This window comes from Holdemanella biformis DSM 3989, assembly GCF_000156655.1.
GTDB classification, from domain to species: domain Bacteria; phylum Bacillota_I; class Bacilli_A; order Erysipelotrichales; family Erysipelotrichaceae; genus Holdemanella; species Holdemanella biformis.
In genome coordinates this window covers 582,085-585,067 of the sequence record NZ_DS996841.1, presented here as the reverse complement: position 1 = coordinate 585,067, position 2,983 = coordinate 582,085, and the positions used below count along the sequence as shown (strand labels likewise).

The window sequence follows — 2,983 nt, the reverse complement described above, 5'->3', positions numbered from 1 at the left end:
GGGCTCGAACCGCTGACCCTCTGCTTGTAAGGCAGATGCTCTCCCAACTGAGCTAAACCTCCGTAAGTGCCTATTTATAATAGCACTGAGTTAAAATAAATGCAAGCACTTTTTGTAAAAATTATTTGAATTTGAAATTTGTTTAGAATCATAGCTAAAAGAATGGATAAAACGACGATGATCAACGTTTCTTTTGTGCCCTTATATAGGATTACAACTAGGAATACATAGAGTAAGAAATTCAATATAGTTGTACTTGATATTGTGTTTTCTGTATATGTGAAGCATGTGCTAAATAGGATGGCTAAAAGAATGGTTGAAAGAATCCAACCTTTTGTATCTTGTCGATTGGCTGACCATACTAAATAACTAAAGATTGTCCAAATCAGTGTGAATACGATCCATGTTAGAAACATTTCTTTTGGCATGGCATGGGTAAGAATTTTTGAGAATAGACAATAACTTACAAAACAAATAATGTTGAACAGGGTTGTATTTAATGTTGCTGTTTTTTCAGAATGTGAATATAGGGCTATGATACTATTTATAAAAATCCATAGTGGTAAGTTTGATAGTAATTTAGTTGGATCAAAATATACTACAAATGGTTTAATATAATCTATATTTATAGGTATAAAAGATAAGAATGCCAATATGATTGCCGTTAGGATGATAGAAATAGTGAAGATCCAATTGTTGTTATTTGTTCTTTTCATTTTGATTTACCCTTTTTGAATAGATGATCGCAATAAATAAAAACAAGATACCTATATATAGGAACGCATGTGTAAGATTATAGGCAAATATAAATAAGCAAATAGCTGCGATTAGATATAAGATCGATGATACGATATTTTTGTTCATAAATGGTTCTCCTTTTGAAATGAATTATATCACACAAAAAGAAAAACTCCCATTGGGAGCTTTTGAAACAGCAATAAGAGAAAAGTGAAATAAGAATATGGATTGAGTCTTGCTGGTTTGTGATTTAATACTAAATGATTTTTCTTAAATTTAACTTAATCGTCCATACGAGATAATAAAATCATGAGTCCAGCTGAAACGGTGTTTAATGGATCGTCTGTGACAAAGATTGGACATCCTATAGTATTTTGTAGATAGGTTGGTAGTCCACTTAGTAACATGGATCCTCCACAACATACAATTCCTCTCGTTTTTACGTCTTGTTGCGTTGTGATTGGTAAGTTTGATAAAAATTGTAGAATCCAATTTGCCCATTGTTGTACGAGTGGGGTTAGAACGCCAACAATTTGATTTTCATTGATGATAATCGATTTTAATACGTGACTGTTTTTATCCATACCAACAATTTCAAGACTTTTTGGATTTTGTTGAATATTGACTTGGCCAAGTTTTCGTTTAATTTTTTCAATTTGTTTATTAGAAACATTGATATTGTATGAATTGGTTAGCCAGTTTTTCAAGGCTATATTGATTGTGATGCCTGATACGTTACAACGTGCTTTCTTTTCCATTTTGCCATTTAAGAATAGGGCAATATCACAATTGGATGATCCAATGTTCAATACGCAGCTTGCGACGGGTAAGAAAAGATCAAGTTTAGCTCCGATTGCCGCAATCCAGATTTCTTGCTCAAAATAAACACGATACGCTCCTAGGTCTTCTAAATGTTCTTTTAGTATTTGACATGATTTTTCACTAAAACTTGTTGGGTAGCTTACCAATAGAATGGTTTTTTGGAACATTTTAAAAGCTTTGTGTTCATATAATAATTGTTCTAATAAAATGTCGAGAGCATCAAAGTTGATCGGATTCTCGCGTAAAGGGGATATGATTCTAACATTTGAATCTGCAGAACCAATCATATCTTTGGCGTCTTCGCCTATGCCTAACACATGGTTTTGATTATCAAGCGCAACCATGCATGGCTCATTATAAAGTAATCCATCTTCTTGGGTACATAAGCGTATATAGTTTGTACCTAAATCTATTCCCATTCGAATCATACGATTCCTCCTAATAATATATGCCTTTATTTTACACCAGGTTAAATTGTGATACAATATCCATGCATTCCTACGTATATAAATGAATAATATTGAAATTAATAATATAAAAGAAACAGCACTCTTAGTTATTTTGGATTCTGTAGAATTGGAAAAAACAATGTCGCATCATGATTTGTTTTTATTGTGGAGTAAGGCATTCGAGAATGTGGGTATACCTATATATATTGTTTTTCCAGATGATGTTATGAAGTTGAAAAAATTTTATCGGTTTTATAATACAGATATTCATTATATTTCAGATGTAGATCTAATTGAGAGATTAGATTGTGTTCAAGAAAAGGTAGTTTTTGGAAAAAAGTACAGAGTGATTTTACCGAAAATGTATGTGGTTCATGATAAAAAATTAGTAAATGAACAAAAAAGAATAAATAATAAAATGATAAAAAAGCTTTATATAAGGGCTTTAGAGCTAAAGTTTGAAAATTTTATAAAAAAAATTAAAAATTACGTTGACATCCCTAACAACCTTTGGTAATATAAATGAGCGCAAACGAGTTTGCGGCGAAAAAAATGGAGGTTTAGCTCAGTTGGGAGAGCATCTGCCTTACAAGCAGAGGGTCAGCGGTTCGAGCCCGTTAACCTCCACCATGTTGATGGAGAAGTAGCGAAGTGGCTAAACGCGGCTGACTGTAACTCAGTTCCTTTTGGTTCGGCAGTTCGAATCTGTCCTTCTCCACCACTTATTGGGGTATAGCCAAGCGGTAAGGCACAGGACTTTGACTCCTGCATTTCCCTGGTTCGAATCCAGGTACCCCAGCCATCATTTGCAGGTGTAGTTCAATGGTAGAACTTCAGCCTTCCAAGCTGACTACGTGAGTTCGATTCTCATCACCTGCTCCATTAATTTTATCCCTTTGTATGGCAAGTTTTGGAGGTTTAGCTCAGTTGGGAGAGCATCTGCCTTACAAGCAGAGGGTCAGCGGTTCGAGTCC

The 2,983-nt window shown here is 34.1% G+C and carries 4 protein-coding genes and 4 tRNA genes; 5 read left to right on the top strand and 3 right to left on the bottom strand.

The features are described 5' to 3' along the window. Window positions 1-74 precede the first annotated feature (74 nt). The 3 genes from EUBIFOR_RS04425 to EUBIFOR_RS04420 form a co-directional block, all read right to left on the bottom strand. Window positions 75-716 carry a hypothetical protein gene (locus EUBIFOR_RS04425; RefSeq protein WP_003864745.1) on the bottom strand — a complete coding sequence of 214 codons (642 nt, stop codon included), beginning with the start codon at window positions 714-716 and terminating at the stop codon, window positions 75-77. Next, on the bottom strand, window positions 700-864 hold the full coding sequence (locus EUBIFOR_RS12695; protein WP_003864744.1) for a hypothetical protein: 165 nt from the start codon (window positions 862-864) through the stop codon (window positions 700-702). The genes EUBIFOR_RS04425 and EUBIFOR_RS12695 overlap by 17 nt, the downstream gene beginning before the upstream one ends. Before the next feature lie 155 nt (window positions 865-1,019). Continuing rightward, window positions 1,020-1,988: a rod shape-determining protein gene (locus EUBIFOR_RS04420; RefSeq protein WP_003864743.1), complete on the bottom strand. Its 969-nt coding sequence runs from the start codon at window positions 1,986-1,988 to the stop codon at window positions 1,020-1,022. Window positions 1,989-2,070: 82 nt separating this feature from the next. On the opposite strand from EUBIFOR_RS04420, the gene EUBIFOR_RS04415 reads away from it, so the two are divergent. The 5 genes from EUBIFOR_RS04415 (at window position 2,071) to EUBIFOR_RS04395 (ending at window position 2,891) form a co-directional block, all read left to right on the top strand. Beyond that, a complete protein-coding gene (locus tag EUBIFOR_RS04415; RefSeq protein WP_003864742.1) occupies window positions 2,071-2,526 on the top strand; it encodes a hypothetical protein in 456 nt (151 codons plus the stop codon). Between the two features lie 37 nt (window positions 2,527-2,563). Next, window positions 2,564-2,639, top strand: a tRNA-Val gene (locus tag EUBIFOR_RS04410). Window positions 2,640-2,646: 7 nt separating this feature from the next. Then, window positions 2,647-2,730: transfer RNA gene (locus EUBIFOR_RS04405), tRNA-Tyr, on the top strand. A 5-nt stretch (window positions 2,731-2,735) separates the two neighbouring features. Next, window positions 2,736-2,811: transfer RNA gene (locus tag EUBIFOR_RS04400), tRNA-Gln, on the top strand. 6 nt (window positions 2,812-2,817) lie between these two features. After that, window positions 2,818-2,891 (top strand) — tRNA-Gly (locus EUBIFOR_RS04395). Window positions 2,892-2,983 lie beyond the last annotated feature (92 nt).

Coding starts and splice junctions, on each gene's coding strand:
- EUBIFOR_RS04425 (WP_003864745.1), bottom strand. CDS start 716: ATGAAAAGAACAAATAACAACAATTGGATCTTCACTATTTCTATCATC.
- EUBIFOR_RS12695 (WP_003864744.1), bottom strand. CDS start 864: ATGAACAAAAATATCGTATCATCGATCTTATATCTAATCGCAGCTATT.
- EUBIFOR_RS04420 (WP_003864743.1), bottom strand. CDS start 1,988: ATGATTCGAATGGGAATAGATTTAGGTACAAACTATATACGCTTATGT.
- EUBIFOR_RS04415 (WP_003864742.1), top strand. CDS start 2,071: ATGAATAATATTGAAATTAATAATATAAAAGAAACAGCACTCTTAGTT.